General features: G+C 48.3%; 26 protein-coding genes. 1 reads left to right on the top strand and 25 read right to left on the bottom strand.

Translation table 11 applies throughout. The features are described from left to right. Positions 1-21 precede the first annotated feature (21 nt). Complete coding sequence (locus tag DESRU_RS19770) at positions 22-378, top strand: GerW family sporulation protein (protein WP_013841084.1); 357 nt, start codon at positions 22-24, stop codon at positions 376-378. Here DESRU_RS19770 and DESRU_RS05290 read toward each other — a convergent pair. The 25 genes from DESRU_RS05290 to DESRU_RS05170 form a co-directional block, all read right to left on the bottom strand. Then, positions 368-874, bottom strand: coding sequence for a flavin reductase family protein (locus tag DESRU_RS05290; RefSeq protein ID WP_013841083.1), 507 nt, complete (start codon positions 872-874; stop codon positions 368-370). The genes DESRU_RS19770 and DESRU_RS05290 overlap by 11 nt on opposite strands. 21 nt (positions 875-895) lie before the next feature. After that, positions 896-1,618, bottom strand: a complete 723-nt coding sequence (gene sfsA, locus DESRU_RS05285; RefSeq protein WP_049786738.1) for a DNA/RNA nuclease SfsA — start codon at positions 1,616-1,618, stop codon at positions 896-898. Then, positions 1,602-2,879 (bottom strand): GTPase ObgE, encoded by a 1,278-nt coding sequence (gene obgE, locus DESRU_RS05280; protein ID WP_041275312.1) that lies wholly within the window; start codon positions 2,877-2,879, stop codon positions 1,602-1,604. Before obgE ends, sfsA begins: the two co-directional genes overlap by 17 nt. Positions 2,880-2,920: 41 nt before the next feature. Then, complete coding sequence (locus tag DESRU_RS05275; protein ID WP_041275311.1) at positions 2,921-3,481, bottom strand: sensor histidine kinase; 561 nt, start codon at positions 3,479-3,481, stop codon at positions 2,921-2,923. Between the two features lie 222 nt (positions 3,482-3,703). After that, complete coding sequence (rpmA, locus tag DESRU_RS05270; protein ID WP_013841079.1) at positions 3,704-3,973, bottom strand: 50S ribosomal protein L27; 270 nt, start codon at positions 3,971-3,973, stop codon at positions 3,704-3,706. A gap of 38 nt (positions 3,974-4,011) precedes the next feature. Beyond that, positions 4,012-4,323, bottom strand: coding sequence for a 50S ribosomal protein L21 (gene rplU, locus DESRU_RS05265; RefSeq protein WP_013841078.1), 312 nt, complete (start codon positions 4,321-4,323; stop codon positions 4,012-4,014). Between the two features lie 172 nt (positions 4,324-4,495). Next, on the bottom strand, positions 4,496-6,175 hold the full coding sequence (locus DESRU_RS05260; RefSeq protein ID WP_013841077.1) for an Rne/Rng family ribonuclease: 1,680 nt from the start codon (positions 6,173-6,175) through the stop codon (positions 4,496-4,498). A 28-nt stretch (positions 6,176-6,203) separates the two neighbouring features. Continuing rightward, positions 6,204-6,908 (bottom strand): TIGR03936 family radical SAM-associated protein, encoded by a 705-nt coding sequence (locus DESRU_RS05255; protein ID WP_238446367.1) that lies wholly within the window; start codon positions 6,906-6,908, stop codon positions 6,204-6,206. After that, entirely contained in the window at positions 6,874-8,748 is a 1,875-nt protein-coding gene (locus DESRU_RS05250; RefSeq protein ID WP_013841075.1) for a TIGR03960 family B12-binding radical SAM protein, read from the bottom strand. Before DESRU_RS05250 ends, DESRU_RS05255 begins: the two co-directional genes overlap by 35 nt. A 160-nt stretch (positions 8,749-8,908) precedes the next feature. Next, complete coding sequence (locus DESRU_RS05245) at positions 8,909-9,790, bottom strand: M50 family metallopeptidase (RefSeq protein ID WP_013841074.1); 882 nt, start codon at positions 9,788-9,790, stop codon at positions 8,909-8,911. Then, a complete protein-coding gene (locus DESRU_RS05240) occupies positions 9,787-10,641 on the bottom strand; it encodes a M23 family metallopeptidase (protein ID WP_013841073.1) in 855 nt (284 codons plus the stop codon). Before DESRU_RS05240 ends, DESRU_RS05245 begins: the two co-directional genes overlap by 4 nt. Positions 10,642-11,070: 429 nt before the next feature. Next, the gene (gene rodA, locus DESRU_RS05235) at positions 11,071-12,312 is read right to left on the bottom strand and encodes a rod shape-determining protein RodA (RefSeq protein WP_013841072.1); all 1,242 of its coding nucleotides are present in this window, start codon (positions 12,310-12,312) and stop codon (positions 11,071-11,073) included. Positions 12,313-12,437: 125 nt separating this feature from the next. Continuing rightward, positions 12,438-12,713 carry a cell division topological specificity factor MinE gene (gene minE / locus DESRU_RS05230; RefSeq protein WP_013841071.1) on the bottom strand — a complete coding sequence of 92 codons (276 nt, stop codon included), beginning with the start codon at positions 12,711-12,713 and terminating at the stop codon, positions 12,438-12,440. 16 nt (positions 12,714-12,729) lie between these two features. Further along, positions 12,730-13,524, bottom strand: coding sequence for a septum site-determining protein MinD (gene minD / locus DESRU_RS05225; protein WP_013841070.1), 795 nt, complete (start codon positions 13,522-13,524; stop codon positions 12,730-12,732). A 28-nt stretch (positions 13,525-13,552) separates the two neighbouring features. Further along, positions 13,553-13,975: a septum site-determining protein MinC gene (gene minC / locus DESRU_RS05220; RefSeq protein WP_013841069.1), complete on the bottom strand. Its 423-nt coding sequence runs from the start codon at positions 13,973-13,975 to the stop codon at positions 13,553-13,555. Positions 13,976-14,100: 125 nt separating this feature from the next. After that, complete coding sequence (gene mrdA / locus DESRU_RS05215) at positions 14,101-16,077, bottom strand: penicillin-binding protein 2 (protein WP_013841068.1); 1,977 nt, start codon at positions 16,075-16,077, stop codon at positions 14,101-14,103. A gap of 42 nt (positions 16,078-16,119) precedes the next feature. Continuing rightward, entirely contained in the window at positions 16,120-16,626 is a 507-nt protein-coding gene (gene mreD, locus DESRU_RS05210; RefSeq protein ID WP_013841067.1) for a rod shape-determining protein MreD, read from the bottom strand. Next, positions 16,627-17,493, bottom strand: a complete 867-nt coding sequence (mreC, locus tag DESRU_RS05205) for a rod shape-determining protein MreC (RefSeq protein WP_274376997.1) — start codon at positions 17,491-17,493, stop codon at positions 16,627-16,629. It lies immediately after the preceding gene. An 8-nt stretch (positions 17,494-17,501) separates the two neighbouring features. Then, entirely contained in the window at positions 17,502-18,533 is a 1,032-nt protein-coding gene (locus DESRU_RS05200; RefSeq protein ID WP_013841065.1) for a rod shape-determining protein, read from the bottom strand. 20 nt (positions 18,534-18,553) lie between these two features. Then, complete coding sequence (gene radC, locus DESRU_RS05195; protein ID WP_013841064.1) at positions 18,554-19,237, bottom strand: RadC family protein; 684 nt, start codon at positions 19,235-19,237, stop codon at positions 18,554-18,556. Further along, entirely contained in the window at positions 19,234-19,809 is a 576-nt protein-coding gene (locus tag DESRU_RS05190) for a Maf family protein (protein WP_041275310.1), read from the bottom strand. Before DESRU_RS05190 ends, radC begins: the two co-directional genes overlap by 4 nt. An 87-nt stretch (positions 19,810-19,896) precedes the next feature. Beyond that, positions 19,897-20,154: a DUF4321 domain-containing protein gene (locus DESRU_RS05185; protein WP_041275309.1), complete on the bottom strand. Its 258-nt coding sequence runs from the start codon at positions 20,152-20,154 to the stop codon at positions 19,897-19,899. A gap of 161 nt (positions 20,155-20,315) precedes the next feature. Then, on the bottom strand, positions 20,316-20,948 hold the full coding sequence (locus tag DESRU_RS05180; protein ID WP_013841062.1) for a redox-sensing transcriptional repressor Rex: 633 nt from the start codon (positions 20,946-20,948) through the stop codon (positions 20,316-20,318). 324 nt (positions 20,949-21,272) lie between these two features. After that, positions 21,273-22,586 carry a bifunctional folylpolyglutamate synthase/dihydrofolate synthase gene (locus DESRU_RS05175; RefSeq protein ID WP_013841061.1) on the bottom strand — a complete coding sequence of 438 codons (1,314 nt, stop codon included), beginning with the start codon at positions 22,584-22,586 and terminating at the stop codon, positions 21,273-21,275. Between the two features lie 32 nt (positions 22,587-22,618). Continuing rightward, complete coding sequence (locus DESRU_RS05170; protein WP_013841060.1) at positions 22,619-22,846, bottom strand: type II toxin-antitoxin system HicB family antitoxin; 228 nt, start codon at positions 22,844-22,846, stop codon at positions 22,619-22,621. Positions 22,847-22,915 lie beyond the last annotated feature (69 nt).

Here is a 22,915-nt window from a genome sequence, read left to right as displayed (position 1 = left end):
ATTCTATAAAAAATTGGTGTAATGGATAATAGAAGACGGCGAGGGGGCGTTGGCGGGGGCGAAGGAAACGAGCCGAACAAAGGCGCTGGGAAAGGCAGCGGAGCCGGGGCAAAGATCAATGCCGGCGCTTTGATTGTAATTCAGGAGGGGGAAGCCAAGGTTTATTCCCTGAGCCAAAAAGGGACTCTTGAAAAAATTGCGGAAATGATTCCTGAAGCGATAACCAAGTTCACCAGGAGAAAGCGGGTACGGATCCCGGTTCGCGTAGCGTTTAAAATTCCAAGGGCCGCTGCCAAAAGTTTGGCGGAGGCCCTTGCTGCAGCAAAGAACCGAGTCCTTTTTTCGGACTCGGTTCGATCTTTGTCCTCTACTCTTTGAGATAGCAGGCCACGATTTCACCATAATACATTCCATGATAATCCCCTTTGGGATAAGCCAGTTTTTTGATATTTGGGGCTGCTAAAGCCGGTTCCATGGACTGCTGGTAAATTATTTTGCACTCATAATGCAAATCGCATTCGCCAATAATGGGGGTCTCTACCACCTTTCCCCGCTCCGGGGTAAGGTTGCATTCTTTAAACTTGTCGATATCCCGTCCCGATTTGGTTCCACAGAAGGCCAATTCTTTTTTGAGATCCCTTTTTACCGGTATACTTACGGTAAATTCCCTGGCATTTTCCAAAATTTGGTAGGTATGTCTGGATTGTCGGACCATGATCATAAAAACCGGCTTTTGCCAGATAAAGCCGATGGTTCCCCAGCCGATGGTCATGGTGTTTAATTTGTCCCCATCCTTTACGGTTAAAAAGGCTCCTTTCGGTAATTGTTCCAGGACCTCTTTAAGATAGTCATTGTACTTGACGTCTTCTTTCACACGGATTCCCCCTTTGAAATATTACCCTAGCTGAATAGATAGATGCCCTTTTAAGCGAACGATGTTGGTGGTTACCTCGCTGTACAGAGCATAAACTTCAACTCCTTGTGAGACGGCCTGATGGAGGCATCGGGTAAAGTGCGGGTCTGCGGCCAGGTTAGGAGAAAAGATCCGGGCATCGTCCCGCTGGACCACAAAGATGACTGCTGCCCGGTAATCTTCCTTAACGGCCTGGGCCAACTCCAGAAGATGTTTGGCTCCTCGCTGGGAAGGAGCGTCCGGAAATTTGGCCGTGCCATCCTCCACCAGGGTAACGGATTTTATCTCAATTAAGCACCTTCCGGGATTCCCTCTAAGATAGAGATCAAAACGGCTTTGCCCATAAGCCACTTCTTTTTTTATTTCCTCATAGCCTGCAAATTCCTCCATGACTCCACCGGCCAGAACCTTGTACATCAGCCGGTTCGGCAGCAGTGAATCCACGGAAACCAGCGTTTCTCCACAACGGGCAAGATGGATGCGGTATTGTGTCCGTTTGCCCGGAGGCATGGGCGTGATGTAAACGGGATTGCCCGGGAAAAGCAGTTCCCTCATTCTACCGGAACTCGGAACATGAGCGTAATAGGGCCTCCCTGCTACTTCCACCAGTCCCGCAAAACGGTTTTTTCTTTCCAGAAATACCGCTTCAGTCAGCTCCGGCAGTGGAATGACGGTTTCTCCGGTCTGGTTATTGCGTCCACTCAAATTCCCAGTTCCCAATGCGGACAATATCTCCTTCCTTGACCCCGGAGTCAACCAATTCCCGTTCCAGTCCCATCACTCTCATAATACGTTGTAAACGTTCCACTGATTCCTCTTCTTCCAGATAGGTCATGGCCACATGACGCTCAATTTCCTTGCCGGTAATCCGCCAGTTTCCGTCATAATCCCTTTGCACCTTATAACGTTCCTCAGGAGAAAAGACCGTGAGCCTTTCATCCACATCCGGCTGCACCGGCTCTTGTTTAGGAATTTGTTCCAGCAATTGGGCAACCCGGCGAATGATCACATCCAGCCCTTGGTTGATGGCCGAAGAGATGGGATAGATTTCATACTGATCCCCAAATTCTTCCTTAAGACGGGCCAGATTTTCCTCGGCCTGGGGCTTAATGTCCATTTTATTGGCAGCAATAATCTGAGGCCTTTGGGCTAGTTTAGAATCGTAAAGTTCCAGTTCCCGGTTAATAATTTTGATGTCCTCAACGGGGTCCCGGCCTTCGGTTCCGGCAGTATCCACCACATGCACCAGCAGTCGGGTTCGCTCGGTATGCCTTAAGAATTCATGTCCCAGGCCCACTCCCTGGGAGGCACCTTCAATGAGACCGGGGATATCCGCCAGTACAAAACTATGATCCAGGCCAACAGACACAACTCCCAGGTTGGGTGCCAGGGTTGTAAAGGGATAGTCGGCCACTTTGGGCTTGGCGGCGGATACCATAGAAATAAAGGTGGATTTACCGGCATTGGGAAAGCCGATCAAACCGACGTCCGCAATCAACTTTAATTCCAGTTCAACCCAGAATTCCTCTCCAGGTTCTCCTTTTTCGGCAATTCGGGGTGCTTTATTCACACCCGATGCAAAACGAACATTGCCGCGGCCTCCGCGGCCTCCCTTGGCAATGCGAATCTCCTGGCCGTCTTCCACCAGATCGGCAATGATCCGTCCGGTTTCCGCCTCCCGGATAATGGTTCCCGTTGGGACCCGGACGATCAGGTCATCCCCTGCGGCGCCGTTCATGTTGCGCCCCATCCCGTGCTGTCCCCGGTCCGCCTTAAAATGCTTTTTATAACGAAAATCCACCAGGGTATTTAAGCCCTCGTCGGCTTTAAACAAAACATCTCCTCCACGGCCGCCGTCACCGCCCCAGGGTCCCCCAAAGGGTACATATTTTTCCCGGCGCATGGCAATGCAACCGTTGCCGCCATCGCCGCCTTTAACATAAATTTTGGCTCTGTCATAAAACATGTTGATATCACCCAATACTATTATTTACTCATTTACTTATCCTAAGCCTTTGTTTTTGGAAAAATCATATATATTTCCGCATCCTTCTCCGTTACGGCCAGCTTAATGCTGCCATGGGGTTCCAGATAGCGTGATAATTCCATTTGTTTCTTGGCTTCCTGGACCACTTCCACCGGAACTCCCGGAAAACCCAGCTTGATGGTGATTTTCTTGTCTCCTTCACTAATGCTTAATTTTATCCTGCGGTCGGTAACTTGCGGCGGAGACAGAAATTTGACGGCATGGTTGATACAGTGTTCCAGGGCATTGCCAACCACCTCACCGGGAGCTTCCAGGGACTTCAGGTCTGTATCAATGTCAAAAACAAGCTCCACCTGATATTTAGCCGCCTCGTTACAGGCAATTAATAAAACGGCTTTTACTTCCGTAGATTTTAAACGAGTAATCCTGCTTAATTTCTCGTATTCCACACAAACCTGTTTGATATAATCCCTGACCCTTTCGCCCTTATTCAGTTGGAGCAGGCCGGAAATCACCTGTAAATGGTTTAAGAAATCATGCCTTTGTACTTGAATTACTTCCAAAAGTCCCTTCATTTCCATATGGCCTCTTCCTTTCAATCCAGATAGCCAGGTATTCGCCGGCTTGGATGAATTTTCCTGCCCCCGTTAAAACGAAAAACCAGCCCCAAATTGCAGGACTGGTTCTTTTATTCTATACCTTCATCAAGATAAAATTAAGTATGAAAGTAAAGGCAATGAAGAAGGATTCCGCCTGTTTTTTGCTTTGCTGCGGGAAAGACGAGTGAAAATCGCTTTCTTAATTTACTGAGCGGCGATTTCCGGTACAACAATGCTAACCTGCTTTTTATCCCGGCCTTTACGTTCAAATTTAACCACACCGTCGGCCATGGCGAACAATGTATCATCCCCGCCGCGACCCACATTATCACCCGGATAAATCTTGGTACCCCGTTGTCTAACAAGGATACTGCCGGCAGAAACAAACTTGCCGTCACCTTCTTTTACGCCGAGCCGTTTGGCCTGGGAGTCCCGACCGTTCCGTGAACTCCCCACCCCTTTCTTATGAGCCATACAAATCCCACCTCCTAATGGTGAAAAATATCGGAAAATTAAGCTTCAATCTTTTCAACAACCACCTGGGTAAAAGGCTGACGATGGCCTTTCTTACGGCGGTAATTTTTCTTGGGTTTATATTTAAAAACAATAATTTTCTGGCCTTTTCCGTGACGGACAACATCCAGGACAATCTTTGCCCCTTCCACCTTCGGAGTGCCAACTTTCACCTGGCCGTCCTTCTCAACCAGAAGAACTTCGGTTAATTCAACCTTTTGACCTGGCTCTGCGTTCAGTTTCTCAATGTACAGGGTGTCGCCTTCCTGAACCTTGTACTGTTTCCCACCAGTCACAACTACTGCGTACAAACCTACACCTCCCCATCTTTAGGACTCGCCATGAAGGTACCGTTTACGGATTTAGAAACCTTTGCTGAGCGGTATGCAGGCAAAAAGACACCTACATCTCAATATTTTATCACAATTGGCATATTTGTCAACAAATTACCGTCGCCCTATAGGATGGTTCCCGGGCTTCCTATCAAACCAGTCTGGCTTTGGCGTAGGTCCGGTGAACCTTTACCACTTCCACCGAAACCACCTCGCCAATCAAACCGCCCCCGCCTTCCACATCAATAATAAAGCCGTCCAGTCTGGCGATGCCGTCATGGGTATTGGATATGTGCGTTTCCTCCACCTTCACTTCAATCACTTCTCCGGCCTTTACCGGCAGCGTTTGAGAAACGATCTCATCGGAGTCCGACAGGGGTTTGATGCTTACCTCCTCCAAATGGTGGGTTGCTGAACCCCGGATGTATAAATTTTTCCCTGTTTTTTGTTCCAGTTCCCTTAGATTGGTTCCGCCGGCGCCGATTAACCTGGAGGCCACAATGGGATTGGCTTCCACCAGAATGGTATCGGCGATAGTTTGTTTCGCCATCTGGCAGATCTGGGTCTTTAAATGAATGCTGACCGTTTCTTCGGACAGCACCTTGCCCCGCCCTTCACAGTAGGGACAGTGTTTTTGCAGTACCTCCGACAGGGAAGGCCGTACCTTTTTACGGGTCATTTCCACCAGACCCAGTTGAGTAATGCCCAGGATGTTGGTTTTGGTTTTATCCTTTTTAATTTCTTCTTCCAGGGTTGCCAGCACCAAATTCCGGTGTTCTTCCTCAGCCATATCAATAAAATCAACGATAATAATGCCGCCAAGATTTCTCAGCCTGAGCTGCCTGGCAATCTCCACTGCGGCTTCCAGGTTGGTTTTTAAAACCGTATCTTCCAGATTGGTACTGCCCACAAATTTCCCGGTATTCACATCCACAGCCGTAAGGGCTTCGGCCTGATCAATCACCAGATAAGCCCCGCATTTAAGCCAAACCTTTCTTTTTAAAGCCTTTTCCAATTCAACGGAAATTCCATAATCCTCAAAAATATTCTCCCGTTCATCCAAAAAAACCTTTAACTTTAATTTCGGGTCGCTAATATCTAAAATCTCTAAAACTTTATCGTATTCACTTCGGGAATCCAGGGTCAGACGGTCAACATCTTCACTGAAAACATCCCGCAATATCCGTTGGATCAATTCCAGGTCCCGGTGCAGCAAATTGGGTGCCGGACTGTTGGAGGCTTTGCTTTGAATCTTGCGCCAGAGTTTGCTCAGTAATAAAATATCCTGCCGGAATTCTTCCTCGCTGACACTTTCCGCCACCGTGCGTACAATGGCTCCCATTCCTTCCGGCTTGATCCGGTTGGCCAAATCCTTTAATCTTTCCCGTTCCTTCTCCGACTCGATGCGCCGGGATATGCCGATATAATCCACCGTGGGCATCAGCACCAGATACCTTCCGGGCAGGGTAATATGGGTGGTGACTCTAGGACCTTTGGTACCAATGGGTTCCTTGACGATTTGCACAATAATCTCTTGATCCTGTTTAAGGATGTCGCCGATATTTACCGTTATTCCGGGGTTGTTTCCCCCTTCGGGGTTCCGGGTGGGTTGAGCGTCTTCCACATAGAGAAAGGCGTTTTTTTCCAGACCGATGTCAACAAAGGCAGCCTGCATGCCCGGCAGAACATTCTCCACACGGCCCTTAAAAATGTTGCCCACCAAGCGCTGATTGGGCGACCGCTCTATGTAAACCTCCACCGGGATCTTATCCTCCAAGACAGCCACTCGGGTTTCCTCTTCCCGTACGTTAATTACAATTTCTTTTAACATAAATGACATTCCTCTCCTACCCTGGTCCTCAGACCTCCCAAAGGGAGACAGGACCGGAGGGACCATTGGCGTACAGGGCGGTTCGCTGGACTCGAAAATCTTCCGGAAGCAGGGGGATTCCCCCGCTGCGGGACATTTCCCATAAAATCTCCGTAGGACGAACATTGCCTGAACTGCCAATTAGCAATTCCATATTTATTTCCAGTATATGTTCTTTTATTCTACCTGTTAGTGAAAAAAGACCGGGACGAATATCAATTTCTTTTCTTCTCCCTTTTATTTCTCTGGTAACCATGATTTCTTTAAAATTTAAAATATTCTGAACTGCGGATGATAATTCCGCCTGAGCATAATCCAAAGGCAAAGGGGCGGTGGCTCGGTAAGCTGCCCTGGAAATGAGGGACATCAAAGCAGGGCTGCCTTGGGGAATTTCCTTTACGGCAATCACCCGGTAACCCTCCTGCATATTGGCCTCTAAGCGCTCAGCCAATTCCTCGGGCGCTATGGCCCGGGTAAGTTCCATATCCATATATTCATCCCCGCCTCCAATCCCCACAGGCAGAGGGGAGGCAAAACTAAATTTGGGATGGGGGTTGAATCCTTCGGAAAAAGCCACCGGCAGGCCGGCTCTCCTGGTAGAACGGTCAAAGGCCCGGACCATATCTAAATGGGAACTGTAGCGGGCCGGGCCCTCTTTACTATATTTCACCCTGTAGCGGGGCAATGTCCGCACCTCCCAGTATGCTTGGTTTAATCTCCAGCGCAGGGCAAAGCCCGCAGCCGGTGCAACGTCCACTGCGACAATCGATGGTGGGCTGCTGTGCTAAAGCTTTTTTATGTTCCCGGATTAAGAACTTTTTGCTAACCCCGGCCTCGATATGATCCCAGGGTAAAACCTCCTCATAGCTGATTTCCCGGTAGGCGTACCATTGGGGATCCAAATTTTCCTGTTCAAAAGCTTCCAGCCAGAGAGGATAGCGAAACTGTTCAGACCAGCCGTCAAAACGGGCCCCTTTGGCCCAGGCGGTTTCCAGTACCGCTCCCAGGCGGCGGTCTCCTTTGGCAAAGACCGCTTCCAGAAAACTGGTTTCGGGATCGTGCCAGTTGTAAGAGATTCGTTTATCCTTTAATTTTTCCTTTAAATATCTCTGCTTATCCCGCAGTTCCTTCAGGGTATCCTGAGGCTCCCACTGAAAGGCTGTGTGGGATTTGGCGACAAAAGAGGAGGTACTGACGGTCACCTTCAGACGCCCTCTGGGAACGCCGCACTGGTAGCCAATCTCAACCACCTTACGGGCCATGGCGGCAATCCCGTCCAGATCTTCGTAGGTTTCCGTAGGCAAACCAATCATAAAATACAGCTTAACCGAAGACCAACCGTTTTGAAAGGCAGAGGTGACCGCATCAATCAAGTTCTGTTCAGTTACATTTTTGTTAATGACATCCCGGAGGCGTTGGGTACCCGCTTCGGGAGCAAAGGTTAAACCGCTTTTGCGTACCTTTTGCACCTCTTTGGCCAGATCAATGGAAAAAGCGTCTAATCTCAAGGAAGGCAGAGATACATTAACTCCCTGCTCGCCATAGGCATCCAGGAGGTTTTTAACCAGCGGCGCCACCCCGGTGTAATCGGCTGTACTCAGGGACGTAAGGGAGATCTCATCATGGCCGGTACTGCGAATCATCTTTTCTACCTGCCCCATCAGGGTCTCAGGTTTCTTCTCCCTTACCGGCCGGTAAAGAACCCCGGCCTGACAAAACCGGCAGCCCCGGGTGCAGCCTCGCAGCACCTCCAGCATGATCCGGTCGTGAACCACGCCCATGGATGGAACAATGGGGCTGGTGGGAAAGGCCACTTGATCGAAATCCCGGACAATCCTCTTCTCAATTTTTGCCGGCACACCCTCCTTCACAGGGAGCACCGAGTCAATTTTTCCGTCTTCTTGATAATTTACCCGGTAAAGGGAGGGTACATAAATCCCCGGAATCTTGCGTGCCATTTGCAGCAGCATTTCATCCCGAGCCATTCCCTTTGCTTTCAGCACTTTAAAAGTGTCCAGCAATTCATGGATCACTTCTTCTCCTTCACCAATGACAAAAAGATCAATAAAGTCGGCCAGAGGTTCCGGGTTAAAGGCACAGGGACCACCGGCAATAACTAGAGGCATGCTGGCGTCCCGATGCATTGAGCGAACCGGCAGACCCGCCAGATCCATCATATTTAGGATATTGCTAAAACTCATTTCATATTGCAGGGTAAATCCCACAATATCAAAATCTATAAGGGGACGCTGAGACTCCAGGCTGAATAAAAGCAGCTTTTCCTGGCGCAGTTCCTTTTCCATGTCGGTCCAGGGCGCAAAAACCCTTTCCAGCAGCGCATCCTCCCGGCTGTTGACCACATGGTAAAGAATTTGCAGACCCAGATGAGACATGCCCACTTCGTAAACATCCGGGAAAGCAAAAGCCAGTTTAACATCCATCTGGTCCCAGTCTTTTTTTATCGCGTTCCATTCGCCACCGGCATAACGGCTGGGTTTTTGAACCCGGGCCAATACTTTATCCAATCTATGCATTCTTCTGCCTCCATTATTTGCCCATAAAAGAACACTTATCTATATTATTGCCAAAATCCCTGCGGAAAAATATTCCTTAGCCATCTTTCTACATACCAAAGACTAAATCCTGCAAAAAAGAAAGGGACCCGTTCAACAGGATCCCTGTCATTCTGCCAAATTATTTAGTAGGATGAATCAATTTTCCCAGGGGATAATTCATGCCGTAGGCGAAAAGAGCGTCCACCACCTGGGCTTCGCTCAACTGTCCGAGGTATTCCATCTTATCGTTCAGGAGCAAAATCAAATGATATTTTTGCGGCACAAAAAGCTTTACAATTTCTTTGATCGGCACATCCTCTTTGGCCACCAACTGTTCTGCAGGTAAAACGCCGTTCCTGGATAACTCTTCCTTTTTTTGGGCCAGGTGCTGCACAAACAGATAGGGTACCAAACCTTTCTCCTTGGAGGCCGAGTAAAACACAAACAAAGCAATAATGACTACATCCAGTCCGGAAAGCCGGTTTGCAAAGCCAATTACCCCTAAACAGGCCACGGCCACCGCAATAACTTGTCCCATCCTTGCCGCCACCAAGGTTGCCCGGGAAACCCCGATGTGAATGGCCAGCAGTGAACGCAGGATTCTGCCTCCATCCAGGGGAAGGGCCGGTAATAAATTAAAGGTCGCCAGTAATAAATTGGTTTGCACAAAAAACGGGCCATATTCCTCCGACCATAGGCCGTAATTTTTTAACCCCAGGGCCATGCCGATCAAAAGGAGATTGGAAACCGGCCCCGCCAGAGCCACGGCAATTTCTCTGTGTGGCTCCGCGCTAATTTCATAACCAACTCTGGCCACTCCCCCAAAGGGCAGCAGTTCAATATCACTGACCCGAACCTCCATGATTCTCGCAACCAAAGTATGGGCCAGTTCATGAAAAAGAACCAGGGCAAAAATAATCAGACCTTTTTCCAGAACCCCTGCCACAAAATACAATCCTAACAGTAGCAGAAACAACAGGTTAAAATGGATTTCAATGTCCTGAAACCGGCCTACCTTCATGGTTTGGTGATCTCCGTACCTTTATTGGTACTTTCCTTTTCGCCCGGGGTTGTCTTTTCCTTGATGATCTCCGGAGTAAGATTAATTTTCTTTAGAGGATCAATTAATTTATCGTTTTCGCGCACCTCAAAGTGCAGAACCGGTTGACCCTGCTCCGGCTCCACCACTTTTCCAAGCTCCTGGCCGGCCTGGATTTGGTGTTCTTCCTGCACGGTGATATCCGTCAAACCTGCATAAAGAGCATACTCTCCCTTGCGGTGCTCAATCAGTACAAACTCACCATAGGTCCGGTCATGTCCAATACGGCTAACCCTTCCCGGCTGTACCGCCTTGACGGGAGTTCCTGCTTCCGCTGCAATATCAATTCCCGGGTTGAAGCGCTCCAGATTATCCTCCGGACTTTTTACCCAGCCGAACTCCTGCACCAGTTGACCGGATACCGGCACAGCCCAGGAAGCATTGCTTTGCCTCTCCGTAACCGCAGGGACTACCGGACCTGCCAGTTCCTCAAACATAGGCCAATCCATATTGACGGTTTTTAAGCCGACCTGCACCACCCGGTCAAAGACCGGTGTTACATCCCAATCGGTAGTCAGGGCTACCCTTAAACCCTCTTTGGCCTGTACACTCCAAGGATGTGTGGATTCTTTCATGGCCAGCAAAATGGCAAAGATCCCCAGGGCAATGCCAATTCGGTAGAAGGTCTTCCAGCCGCCTGCTTTGGGTTTTTTTCTTTTCCAGCGGCTATTGGAATAATAGGCGTTGTTCCAGTCTTCGGACGCATAATAACTGTTTAGAGGTTCCTTGTTCTTTTTCTTAAAGAAATTAAAATTAAATCGACCAATTTTCATCTCGATCTCCTCCCAGGGTATTTCTACTGTTTCCGCCTCCAGGGCTAGTACAGTATATTTACCGGGTAGGACAAATATGACAAGCCCCTGTGCTAACAGGGTATTTCTTTGGGGTCCGGCTGTTGGTTTTCAGCCATGGGTTAAAAAGAATGGGATCAAAAAGGAATGTTGCAAAACTACTTTTTAAAAGCGAGGCCAAGAACAGGCAGAGAAACCAACGAATAATAGGCTAATTAATAGAACGCGGATTCACACGGATTTAATAATTTTAAATAAAATCCGCGCAAATCCGTATAATCCGTTAAATCCGCGTTCTATTCCTTTTTATTAAATAAGGGGCTGCGCATCAGAAACCTTCCCCGGTTCTTTTGCAACAACCCCTAAAGACGATTTTTTTAAAGTCGATAACCGGACCCCCAAGAACCCCCATTAAAACAGGATCTTTTGTCTTCGCATGTAGACATTGAGTAGCATGGATGTGGCGATCATATTGGCCAGCATACTGCTGCCGCCATAGCTGAAGAAGGGCAGCGGAACACCGGTTACAGGCATAATTCCGGAAACCATGCCAACATTAATTAAAATATGGAAGGTTAACATGGACGCCACTCCGGTGGCCAGTAAGGCTCCGAATAAATCCTTGGCCTGGGAAGCAATTCGTATGGCCCGGAATAAAACAATTAAAAATAAGAACAGCAGCAGGGTGACACCAATGAATCCCAGCTCCTCGCCAACCACCGAAAAGATAAAATCCGTATGCTGTTCAGGCAGGAAATTTAACTGGTTCTGGCTGCCGTTATAAAGGCCCTTGCCGGTCAATCCTCCGGAGCCAATGGCAATTTGGGACTGAACGATATGATATCCTGACCCGTGCCATTCTTTCCAGGGGTCAAGAAATACCAGGAGCCGGTCCAATTGATAGTCTTGCAAAGGAATCCATAAACCAAATTTAAAATGCATCCACACCCAGGCAATGGCCGTACTCCAGCCCCCCACAAAGAGCCCTGCCAGCAGCTTGGGATTTGCCCCGGCCACAAAAAGCATGCCAAAGGTGATAGCAACAAAGATCAAGGAGGTTCCCAGATCCGGCTGCTTTAAAATTAAAAGCATGGGAATACCAATATGCAAAAAACAAGGTATTAATTCTTTTAGGCTATTTAATTTCCCTTCCCTTTTGGCCAGGAAATCAGCAAAGGTTATAGTAATGGCAACTTTAGCAAATTCAGAGGGCTGCAATAAAAAAGGAAGTCCTACATTAATCCAGCGGGTAGCCCCTTTGGCGGAATGGCCGATGGGAGATAAAACAATTAACAGTAAAATTAAATTCAATAGATAAATGGCTTTTCGGTGCCGTCGCAAATCTTCATAGGGCATGGAAAGGAGAATGATCAGCACCAGCACGCCCAGAAAAATAATAAAGATTTGCTTTTTCACCAGGTCACTGAAAAAAACCTTTGAATATTTCAAAATAGAAACACCAATGGGCTGCTCAGCCACTTGGCCGTCAATTCCCGATGCATCTTCACTTAAGGTTTCCTGGTGTTCTCTGAAATCCCTGGGACTGCTGACCAGGGTTGCACTGCTGATAATCGCCAAACTGAAACAGAGAATCAAAAAAACAGCAATAATCAAGGTGTAGTCAAGGTTTTTTACAAAGCGTCTATCCACCATGGCAGCACCCCCTTTTCAATATCTTAACCTATAGATTATATAATATTGAAGGACAAAACAAAAGGGGGGGATCAGGAAAGGTTTTAAAGAGAACCAGCGAACAAAAAGAAGGTGCAAAGCACCTCCTAGGCCAAACTTTTGGTTCTTTTTACCCTCTTAACAGGGATGTTGGCCACCAGGGCCACCTGATTGTCATTGCTGTCCAAGGTTACTTCCAAGGACTTTTCATCGATATCCAGGTAATTCGAGATAACCTTGATTAAGTCATTTTTAAGGGACGTAAGTAACTCAGGTGAAACATTGGCCCGGTCGTGTACCAAAACCAGTCTTAATCTTTCCTTTGCTACATTCTTGCTGCTGGCTGATTCCCGGCCAAAAATCCTGTTTAAGAAGTCCAGCACCCCGGTACCCCCCTTTCTACTTGAGTCCAATCATTTTCCTCAAAGCATTGAAAAAACCACCGTTATCCTCCAGGTTTAACAAGGGTACAGACTCACCCAAAATCCGGCGGGTAATATTGCGGTAAGCCTGGCCGCTTTGCGATTTATCATCCTTGACCACGGTCTCCCCTTTGTTGGTGGTGATGACCACCTGCTCGTCCTCCGGCACCACACCCAACAAATCGATGGCTAAAATTTCAATCATATCGTCAATGCTCATCATATCGCCATGTCGAACCATTTTAGGACGAAGCCGGTTGATAATTAGCTTTGGTTCTCTGATTTCCGCCGCTTCCAGCAGACCGATAATCCGGTCGGCATCCCGCACGGCGGAAACCTCCGGCGTGGTTACCACAATGGCTTTATCCGCTCCCGCAATAGCATTCTTAAAGCCTTGCTCAATTCCTGCGGGACAGTCGATGATTACAAAATCAAATTCTTTCTTCAGTTCCTCGCACAACTCTTTCATTTGTTCCGGGTTCACAGCGGTTTTATCTTTGGTCTGGGCTGCCGGAAGCAAATGGAGTCCCTCAAACTTTTTATCTTTGATTAAAGCTTGACGGGTACGGCATACCCCGCTGGTAACATCAACAATATCATAAACAATCCTGTTCTCTAATCCAAGGACCACATCAAGATTGCGTAATCCGATATCAGCGTCCACCAGGCATACCTTTTTACCCAGAGAAGCCAGTCCCGTCCCGATATTGGCGGTGGTGGTGGTTTTGCCAACCCCTCCTTTACCGGAAGTGACTACGATGACTTCACCCATATTTTAAGTCCCCCTTACTGTGTCGCTTTTACTTCATTTGAGAATTAAAGGTTTCAATGGTTACAACACCATTTTTTATCCGGGCCACCTCCGGGTAATCTGGGTCCGAAGTTTCATCTTCCGGGGGCCTGGTAATGTGGTTGGCAATTCGCAATTGAGTGGGCCTCAGTCGAAAGGCCAAGATCATAGCCTCCGCATCGCCCTTCGCACCGGCATGAATCACACCCCGCAGAGACCCCATTACAATAATATTGCCGGAAGCCACAATTTCCGCTCCGGGATTCACATCCCCCAGAACAACGACGTTACCGTCATGGCATATGCTCTGCCCGGAACGCAATGTTCTCTGGATTAAGACGGTATTTTCGTCCACCAATCCTTCCAATTCTACGGGAAAATGACCGGTTGAAGGCCTTGATGCAGACGAATTGGCTACAGTATCCTTGGTCAAATTCTTTACCTCCCGCATTGCCGCTTTAGTTTGAATTCTACACCCAATAACCAAATCCTTCTAAAGTTGGATAAAAAAAAGGGCCTGATGGCCCCGATATTGCGAGATAATCTGACATTTTGGGATTATTCCGGACTGTAGAACACTTGCCGGGAACCTGACTCCACTCCAAAATAGGCGGCCAGCAGGTCCCTGGTCACAGGCCCCGCCGCAGAACCCCCGTGGCCACCGTAATCAATTACGGTAACTACCGCCACCTCCGGTTTATCATAGGGGGCGTAGGCTGCAAACAAAGCATGGTTATCATGTCCGAAAACCTCTCCGGTTCCGCTTTTACCCGCCACCTCCACCGGAAATCCTGAGTAAACACCCATACCTGTTCCCTGGGTAATGACCATCCTCATGCCTTCCTGGGATAATTTAAGGGCTTCCGGTTTAACCTCCAGCCGTCCCAGTTCCTGGGGTGCAAATTCTTTTAAGACCGTACCGTCCGGACGGGTAACCTTTTGTACCAGATAGGGCTTCCAGCGGGTTCCGCCGTTAGCAATGGCGGCGATATAATTGACAATTTGCAGGGGCGTGTATTCATTGTAACCCTGACCGATGGACATATTCAGGGTATCGTAAACCTGCCAGTCTAAATCCCATTTGTACTGGTCATATTGGTTTTGTATGGACCTACGTTCCTTTTCCTTGGCCTTTTCCAGTTTGTCCCTTTCCTCAGGAGTGGCGGCATTGGCCAGCAAAGGCTGGTATTTATCTTCCACCGCTTTAAATTTAGGATTATAAATGGCATCCAGATAGTCCTTATTTCGCTTGTATTTGTACGCCGGGGTAGGAACAACGCCGGCAGGCTCTCCGGGTATTTCAATCCCGGTTTTTTCCCCAAAACCAAACATCCGGGCGTATTTTCCAATGGTATCCACCCCCAGCATACGGTGCCCCAAAATCCAGAAAAACGTGTCGCAGGACTCGGAGATGGCCTTACGCACATCCACAATGCCATGACCCCGGGGATTCCAGTCACTGAAGGTTTTATTGCCAAAGACATAATGGCCGGGGTCTGAGATGGTCCAACGGGAGTCAATCTTGCCGCTGTCCAAGCCGGCAACAGACAGAACCATCTTAAAGGTAGATGCCGGCGGGTAAAGCTGCAAAACCCGGTTGGGCAAAGCTCCGCTTTTTTGCAGGTCCTCCCATTGTTTTTGGCTGAGGCCGTCAATCCAAATAGAAGGTTCGTAGGTGGGGTAGCTGGCCATGGCCCGGACAGCACCGGTCCGGACATCAATCATGACCGTAGCTCCGCCCTTGGATTCATAGCCCTGTTTTCTCATGGCCAAAACCTGACGCTCCAGGGATTCTTCCGCTACTTTTTGTAATTTGGTGTCAATGGTTAATTGCAAATTATTTCCCGGTACCGGATCTTTAATTCCCAAATCCCGGATAGGTCTGGCCTGGGCATCCACTTCTACCTGCCTGGCGCCGTCTTCCCCTCTTAAATACTGTTCAAAGGAATTCTCCAGCCCCTCCTGGCCATACATATCTCCCAACCGGTAATCCTTGTCTTTATTGGCTTCCAACTGTTCTTGCTTTATTTCCTGAACATATCCCAATACATGGGCAAGCATGGATTTAAAGGGATAGTTGCGGACCGGCTCCACATCAATCACCACTCCCGGAAGTTCCCGGCGCCGTTCTTCAAGGGCCGTAACCGTCTCTAGAGACACATTGCTGGCCAGTCTTACCGGCTGATACATTCTAAGCTGCTGTTCTTCCAGCTTGTTAAAAATGTCGGTCGGGTCCATACCTAAAATCCCGGCTACCTGCTTCACTACTTGATCGGTATCCTTTAGTCCCAGGTAAACCAGAGATACGGTATAAACCGGCTGGTTGCCGACAATCTTTACCCCGTTCAGGTCGTATATCTCACCCCTGGGTGCAATAATGGGGTTTAAGCGCATATGATTTTGTTTGGATAAGGTTTCAAAACGTTCACTTTCAATTAATTGCATGTAGGCCAACCGGCTGACCAGGACGATGAAAATGAGCAAAACAATACAGAGGAGCACACGGGTCTTTTTCTCTATGAGTTTCCTTTCCAAATCATACCCCCCCAAATAAGATTCAGCAGTGGGAAGTGCTATCTAAACCGTCCGCTCCCATTCTTTAAGCCAGCCGAGCTCATTAGAACGGTAAAACTTCCAATAGGTTAAGGGAACCAGCAGGGCACTATAAATGGCCGTAGGTACAACCACCTGGAAAAAGGCGTAGAAGGGCAGTACTTGAATGTCTAAATAAAAAAGCAACAGGTAGGTGGCAAGCTGGCCAAAGATCCCCAATACAAATGTAATTAAGGTGGCTATAACCACACTTTCCTTATAGAAGCGCGATTCCGCCAGTCCCGCAAGGTAACCCACAGACATTTTAACCAAGGCATGGAGGCCAATATAGCTGCCGGAAAAAATATCCAGCATGAGCCCCCCTAAAAAACCCAAAAAAGCCCCCTCCCTGGAACCACGGAGGAAGCCGTTAAACACCACAAGCAGTAAAATCAGGTCCGGCTTAACTCCCGCTACCTGAAGAAAGGAAAAGAAGGTTGCCTGCAGCAGCATGGCTAAAAGAACTAAAAACAAAAGTATAAAAGAACGCAATTAATCACCCTCCGTTGGCGGAAGAAGATCGGGATTATATACCGTAGTGATAATCAAGACTTCTTCCAGGCGGTGCAGATCGGAAAAAGGATTTACCGTGGCTGTTTTAAATAATCCCGTGGGTTCGTTGGACACATCCACGATGCGGCCGATGGGAATCCCTTTGGGAAAGGTTCCCCCCATGCCGGAAGTAACTACCACCTGACCGTTACTCAATTGGGTATCCTTCGGCACATGAATCAGCCGGGCACCTCCGCTTCCCGCCGTAATTCCCTCCAGAACTCCGGGAATACGGGTTTCCTGTATCATCGCCCCCACACCGCTGCGAGGATCGGTAATCAGCATAACCTGAGAGGTGTTACGGGATACGGCAATGATCCTTCCCGCCAGGCCGGAAGGGGTTACCACGGGCATATTTTTTACTATACCATCCTTCTGACCCTTGTTCAAGGTGATGATGCCAAACCAGTTTTCCGGGTCACGTCCAATAACCATAGCCGCCGTGGTATTGAAATTTTGCTGATATTGTTCATGATATTGCAAAAGACTGCGGAGCCTCTGGTTTTCCTGTTTCAGCTCCTCCTGTAGGTAAAGCTGGCCTTTTAAGAGGTCCACCTGTTCTTGCAATTTTTTGTTTTCATCTTCCAGCCGGCCGAGAGAAACAACAGACTCCACCCCGTTGTGAAAGGTTTGGCCTATTTTCATAAAAATTCCCTGGACAGGACCCAGGGCATCCTTAACAGCCGCCTCAAGGGGGGTCAACTGATCCCGCCCCACCTGTGTAAAGCGCATCACCATTAAGGAAATTCCTACTAAAAGAACCAATAAAAATAAGTTTTTATAGGAAACAAAGCGGGGCAAAACCACTCACACCCTTAGGCTAACTTTTTAGGTTGAATTAATACTCTACGTAAAACATCGATATTTTCCAAAACTCTGCCGGAACCATAAGCAACCGCCAGTAGCGGTTCTTCCGCCATATGAACCGGCATACCGGTTTGTTCACTGACCAGCCGGTCCAGTCCCCGCAGCAGGGAGCCGCCGCCCGCCATGACGATACCGCGATCCATAATGTCGGAAGCCAGTTCCGGAGGGGTTTTTTCCAGGGTTACTTTGATGGCGTCCAGTATGGCCGCCACCGGTTCCGACAAGGCTTTAAAAATCTCCGTAGAAGTAATTTTCAATGTTTTCGGCAACCCGGTTACCAGATCCCGTCCTCTTATTTCGGTGGTTTCCTCGGCATCCGGAAGATAAGCCGTACCGATTTCAATTTTGATCTGCTCGGAGGTTCGTTCCCCTATCATTAAATTGTAGGTGCGCTTCACATGCTGGATAATGGCGTCATCCATCTCATCTCCGGCAATCCGAACCGATTTGCTGGTAACAATCCCTCCCAGAGAAATAACTGCCACTTCGGTGGTTCCACCGCCAATATCCACAATCATATTTCCTGTAGGTTCGTGAACAGGCAGCCCCGACCCAATGGCTGCCGCCATGGGTTCTTCAATCAGGTAAGCTTCTCTGGCACCGGCCTGCAGGGCCGCTTCCCGTACCGCCCGCTCTTCAACCGCCGTCACCCCGGAAGGCACACTCACCACAACTCTGGGCTTAACCAGAAAGGAACGCTGGCGGAGGGCCTTATTAATAAAGTATTTAATCATACTTTGGGTAACGTCAAAATCAGCGATAACCCCGTCCTTCATGGGACGGATAGCAACAATATTGCCGGGCGTCCGGCCGATCATCTGCTTGGCCTCTTCTCCCACAGCCAGCACCTGACCGGTTTCTCTCTGAATAGCCACCACCGATGGCTCCCTCAGCACAATGCCCTTTCCTTTAACATATACTAAGGAGTTGGCAGTTCCTAAATCAATTCCCATATCCTTTGAAAACATACCAAGTCTCATTATAAATTGCCCCCCATAGGTTAAATAAGTCCTTTCATTTTTAAACTGGCAAATTTATTATCTCCAATAATCAAATGGTCTAGGACATCAATTCCAATAATTTGACCAGCCTCGATCAATCTTTTGCTTAAAAGGATATCTTCCCGGCTGGGTGTAGGGTCCCCGCTGGGATGATTATGTACTAAAATAACAGCCGCCGCACTGCGGCGAATGGCTAATTTAAACAACTCCCGGGGATGCACCACGGAAGAATTCAGCGTTCCAATGGAAATGGTCTCTCTAACCAGCACTTGATTTTTGGTATTTAACAGCAGGGCTTGAAAATATTCCCTATCCAGGCCTCTTAAATCTTCCATCACCAGAGAAACAACATCCTCCGGACAACGAATGGTCACTCTTTCCTCCGCAGGCATAGCGGCTAACCGCTTTCCCAGTTCCAAAGCGGCTTTAATCTGAACAGCCTTTACCGGACCAATGCCCCGGATCTGACTGAGTTCTTCAATACTGGCCTGGGAAAGAATCCGCAGATCCCTAAATCTCTGCAACATCTCTGCGGCCAATTCCATGGCCGAGGTTTTGGCCGTACCCGTCCTCAACATAATCGCTAGTAAATCAATATCAGAAAGTGCCGCAGGTCCCTCTTTTAACATACGCTCCCGCGGGCGTTGTTCAGGGGGTAGCGCTCGAATGACCGGATAAGTCATAAAATCTCGACTCCAAACACCCTTAATGCATCCGCCAGTTTGGAAACAGGCAGTCCAACCACATTAAAATAACAACCCTGGATACTGTCAATAAAAATGGAAGCCTTCCCTTGAACAGCGTAGGCTCCGGCTTTATCAAAAGGCTCCCCTGTATTAACATAACGCTCAATTTGTTCCCGGGTCATGGGTTTAAAACAAACGGCTGTGGATTGATGGGTGATGACCGATTGTCCGGTAGCGGCATCAATGACAGCCAGCCCGGTTAAAACTTCATGACGTTGTCCCTGCAGGATATTAATCATCTGCACGGCCTCCTGCCGGCTTGCCGGCTTGCCAAGAGGTCTTCCCGCAAAAACGACCAAAGTGTCGGCTCCAATCACCAGGCCCTCTTTACTTTCGGCAGCCACTGCGGCCGCCTTACGCTCCGCCAGTTTTTCCACCAGTTGGGCCGGAGGTACACCGTCTTCCATAATTTCATTGACTTCACTAACTTTAACATTAAAATCCAATCCCAGATTTGCCAAAAGTTCCCTTCGTCGAGGAGAAGCGGAGGCAAGGATGATCGGCGTCACAGGAATAACCCCCCGTAAATTCACAAAGAAAACCTGGCTGTCCGAAGCCTTCTGGGCATTTGTATTCTCAAGAGTTAAAAGGGTTTGCTACAATCTTCTGTAAGCCAGAAAACCCAAAAGAATCCCTAAGCCCGTAAGGGGCCCCAGCGCCATGGTCAAGCCAAAAGAAACCTTTAAGAAGAATAAACTCAGGTTCGTATTGTCTAAACCAAAGGTTGTAAAATTTTTCAAAAAAGGAACGTAGGGTGTTAAGGCATGTCCCAGGGCGCTTCCGGCAAGCCCGCCCGCCAGGAGCAGGATCACTAAAGTACCGGGGCCTCTTCCCCCTCTGAATGGTCTGCTCAATGAACTCACCTGTCAGGAAAGTAATGGAAACCTATAGCATAAGTTTAACATCCAGGCTTTTTTCTGACAAGCGAATACATTTACTTTTAATTGTCCCCGATCTTATCATAAATATCCGGGAAATAAAAGAAGGGGTGATAAAATACACCCCGACTTTGTTTTTATTTTTCTTTCAACGCCAAGTTAAAAGTGAGTATTTCCAGCTTCACGGAAAGGTCCACATTGCGAACTTCCACATGATCCGGCAGGTTCAGGGAAATGGGCGCAAAGTTTAAAATTGCCTCCAAGCCGCTCTTAACCATAATATCGGAAATTTCCTGGGCTGCTTTATCCGGTACGGCAATGATGCCAATACGAACTTTGTATTCACTCACAACTCTTGACAGTTCTTCCAAAGGAAGAACTTCAAGGTCCGCAATGCGTTTACCGATTTTTGTTAAATCATTGTCAAATACGCCAACAATGGTAAAACCCCGGTCCTTAAACTCTCGATAGGTTACCAAGGCCGAGCCGAGATTCCCTGCCCCCACCATAACCAGATTCCATGGTTCGGAAAGACCAAGGATCTTCACGGTATAACGGATTAAGTCCTTTACATTATAGCCTACGCCACGAGTTCCAAACTCGCCGAAATAGGCCAAATCTTTACGGACCTGGGCCGGGCTGACTCCAACACCTTCGGCGATATCACCGGAGGAAACCGTCGTAATTCCCTTTTGATCCAATCTTTTCAAAAACCTGGAGTATATCGATAAGCGAGTAATGGTTGCTTCTGGAATTTTAAGTGCTTTCACAGGTTCCCTCCCCTTAGCTAAATAGTATATAAAAGATAGGATGCGATATATTATTTAATTTAATAAACTTTTTGATATTAATATTATAGTAGTAAAAAGACAGGTTGCAAAGAGTATTTGTGAATGTTATGACATCACTTTTAATGGCTTCTCTCAATTCTGTCGTCTAGATGACATTGCTGCAAATAAGCAAAAAACGATTTCGACATTATTCTACTTTATATTTTAAAAAGAAACAACTTAAATACGTTAAAAATACAATATCCCTTGTTTGTGACAGAATTCTTTTTTCACAATTGAGAAAAGGCTTTGTCATAGTTTACCCTATTTAGTCATTCTCTTTCCTTTTAATTTGAGCCATGCCCCGGCCTCGGCAATCATGTATAAAGAACCGGTAACACAAACCACCTCTCCGGGAGAAGCCATGGCTAGGGCAGTTTTTATGGCGCTCCCCACATCCTCCACCAGGGTTACCTGATCCAACTCTTTTCTTACATAATCCGCCAGTTGGGTCCAATCTCCGGCCCTGGGGCTGTTGGATCGGGTCACCACCACCGCCCTGGCCAGAGGAAGCAGTTCCGCCACCACTTTGGCGCGTTCCTTGTCTGCCAGCATACCAAGAACAAAAATAATCTTTCGGTGGGGAAAGAAGGTCTGCAAAGCCTGCTTTAAGGCCATGGCGCCGGCATGGTTGTGAGCGCCGTCAATGACCAGGGTTGGTTCGCCTCCCATTACTTCAAAGCGGCCGGGCCAGTGTACCCGAAGCAAACCACGGATCACAGCGTCAAAGGGTATGGGCTGGTCAAGACGGGAAAACAGCAGTTCAACCGCCGCAACCGCTGTGGCAGCGTTTATCTGCTGAAAAGGGCCCAGCAGCGGCAGCTCAACGGGATAACGGTTGAACAGGCCCATGACCTCAAACTGCTGTGTCCTGAAATTTCCGGAATGGTCCGAAGGGAACCATGACACATCCCGTCCTACCTGAACCAACCGGCAGTTACTGGTTTCAGCAGCCCGCCGGATAACCTCCAGCGGGCTGCCCTGGGCCGCCGTCACCACCGGAATCCCGGGTTTGATTATTCCCGCCTTGACTTGAGCAATCTCTTCTACCCGCTGTCCTAAATAATCCATATGATCCAGGGTCACATTGGTAATTACCGAGACCATCGGCATCACCACATTGGTGGAGTCAATGGCCCCGCCCATGCCTACTTCCAAAACCACAAAGTCCGTACGTTCCCTGGCAAAGTACAGCAGGGCCAGGGCGGTGCTGACTTCAAACTCCGTGGGGTGTTCCCAGCCTTCAGACACCATGTCGTCCAGGTGAGGTTTTATCTCGGAGATTAACCGGGCCAGAGTTTCTTCTTCTATAGGCTCTCCACCGAGGACAAAACGCTCGGTATAGCTGTGCAAATGGGGGGATGTAAACAATCCTGTCCTGTACCCGGCAGCCCCTAAAATACCGGCTACCATGGCCGAAGTAGATCCTTTGCCGTTGGTTCCCCCGATATGAATGATTTTAAGCAAGTGCTGGGGACGATCCAACCTGCGTAATAATTCTTCAATCCGATCAAGGCCTAGATTAATGCCAAACTTGGTTAATCCCTTGAGGTAATCCATTGCCTGTTGGTAATTCACTGCAATTCCCTTCTGTATAATAATTTCATTTTCTAGTGGCAGTTTTCAATTAACAGGAAGCGCAGGGCTTCTTTAAAATTTTCCAGCGCTTCCTCCGGGGTCGCCCCACGGGAAGCGCAGCCGGGGACATCGGGAGTCACCACGTAAAATCCTCCGTCTTGGTGGTCCGGCTCGACCTGCACCCGTATGCGCACTTTTATTTCTCCCGCCATGCCTCCCTGGGGCAGCGGGGTTACGTATTCTTCAAACTTCAGTACCATTGGAAAACTCCCTTTCTCCCAAGGTTTCTTCGCAGCTCAATAGTATTTGTTTGAGACCCTAAGAAATAT

The organism is Desulforamulus ruminis DSM 2154, from assembly GCF_000215085.1.
GTDB lineage: Bacteria > Bacillota > Desulfotomaculia > Desulfotomaculales > Desulfotomaculaceae > Desulfotomaculum > Desulfotomaculum ruminis.
Note: the sequence above shows the minus strand (reverse complement) of the source record. Positions and strands in the feature narration are given on the sequence as shown.

Coding starts and splice junctions, on each gene's coding strand:
- DESRU_RS19770 (WP_013841084.1), top strand. CDS start 22: ATGGATAATAGAAGACGGCGAGGGGGCGTTGGCGGGGGCGAAGGAAAC.
- obgE (WP_041275312.1), bottom strand. CDS start 2,879: ATGTTTTATGACAGAGCCAAAATTTATGTTAAAGGCGGCGATGGCGGC.
- DESRU_RS05275 (WP_041275311.1), bottom strand. CDS start 3,481: ATGGAAATGAAGGGACTTTTGGAAGTAATTCAAGTACAAAGGCATGAT.
- rpmA (WP_013841079.1), bottom strand. CDS start 3,973: ATGGCTCATAAGAAAGGGGTGGGGAGTTCACGGAACGGTCGGGACTCC.
- DESRU_RS05260 (WP_013841077.1), bottom strand. CDS start 6,175: ATGTTAAAAGAAATTGTAATTAACGTACGGGAAGAGGAAACCCGAGTG.
- DESRU_RS05250 (WP_013841075.1), bottom strand. CDS start 8,748: ATGCATAGATTGGATAAAGTATTGGCCCGGGTTCAAAAACCCAGCCGT.
- DESRU_RS05245 (WP_013841074.1), bottom strand. CDS start 9,790: ATGAAGGTAGGCCGGTTTCAGGACATTGAAATCCATTTTAACCTGTTG.
- DESRU_RS05240 (WP_013841073.1), bottom strand. CDS start 10,641: ATGAAAATTGGTCGATTTAATTTTAATTTCTTTAAGAAAAAGAACAAG.
- rodA (WP_013841072.1), bottom strand. CDS start 12,312: ATGGTGGATAGACGCTTTGTAAAAAACCTTGACTACACCTTGATTATT.
- minD (WP_013841070.1), bottom strand. CDS start 13,524: ATGGGTGAAGTCATCGTAGTCACTTCCGGTAAAGGAGGGGTTGGCAAA.
- DESRU_RS05200 (WP_013841065.1), bottom strand. CDS start 18,533: ATGAGACTTGGTATGTTTTCAAAGGATATGGGAATTGATTTAGGAACT.
- radC (WP_013841064.1), bottom strand. CDS start 19,237: ATGACTTATCCGGTCATTCGAGCGCTACCCCCTGAACAACGCCCGCGG.
- DESRU_RS05170 (WP_013841060.1), bottom strand. CDS start 22,846: ATGGTACTGAAGTTTGAAGAATACGTAACCCCGCTGCCCCAGGGAGGC.